This is a genomic window from Allobosea sp. P4_C6 (assembly GCF_056402015.1).
In genome coordinates this window covers 1-821 of the sequence record NZ_JBFUIF010000303.1, presented here as the reverse complement: position 1 = coordinate 821, position 821 = coordinate 1, and the positions used below count along the sequence as shown (strand labels likewise).

General features: G+C 59.3%; 1 protein-coding gene. It reads left to right on the top strand.

What is annotated here, in order from left to right; genetic code table 11:
- Positions 1–821, top strand: an 821-nt coding sequence (locus tag AC1DVA_RS28820; RefSeq protein ID WP_476808192.1) for a glycogen debranching N-terminal domain-containing protein, incomplete at both ends; no start/stop codon positions are given.

Genomic DNA, 821 nt, shown 5'->3' with positions numbered 1-821 from the left:
CAATAGAGCGGACAAAGTTCCTCTGGAATTCGGCGTGCTACGAGCGGATTSGCTTACGCAATTTCGACCGCGTTCCCCACGAATTCAGCCTGTCTCTGGCCTTCGATGCAGACTTCCGTGATTTGTTTGAGGTGAGGGGGATGAAGCGGGCCCATCGCGGTGAAATGGACGGCCGGGCCATTTCTTCGCTCGTAGAATTCTCCTATCGCGGCCTCGACGACAGGACGCGCCGAACGGTTCTCCGCTTCGAACCGGCACCGCTCCAACTGACGAAGGATTTCGCCTCGTTCCGGTTTGCCCTCAAGCCCGGCGAGCGGACGTCGCTACTCGTGACCGTTGCCTGCGAATTGATAGATGCCGAGGCTTCGGGCGGGCTTGCCGTGGGCACATCAGGCGTATCACCGATTGGCTTTGCCAAGGCCTACCAGCGGGCTCGTCGAGACCTACGCGCGCTGACAGCGAGCATCGCCAAGGTGGATTCGACGAACACCCTCTTCAACGACCTGATCAGTCGCTCGACCTCCGATGTGTATACGCTTGTGACGCGCAATGCCGAGGGAATCTACCCTTACGCCGGCATTCCTTGGTTTTCGACGATGTTCGGTCGCGACGGGATCATCACCGCGATGATGCTGTTATGGGCTGATCCGATGGTGGCGCAAGGTGTTCTGCTTCGGCTGGCAAGGGCGCAGGCCGTTAGCAGCGATCCCGAAGCCGACGCCCAACCCGGCAAGATTCTGCACGAACGCCGAAGCGGCGAGATGGCCAATCTCGGGGAAGTTCCTTTCGGCTTCTATTATGGTTCTGTAGATGCAACTCCG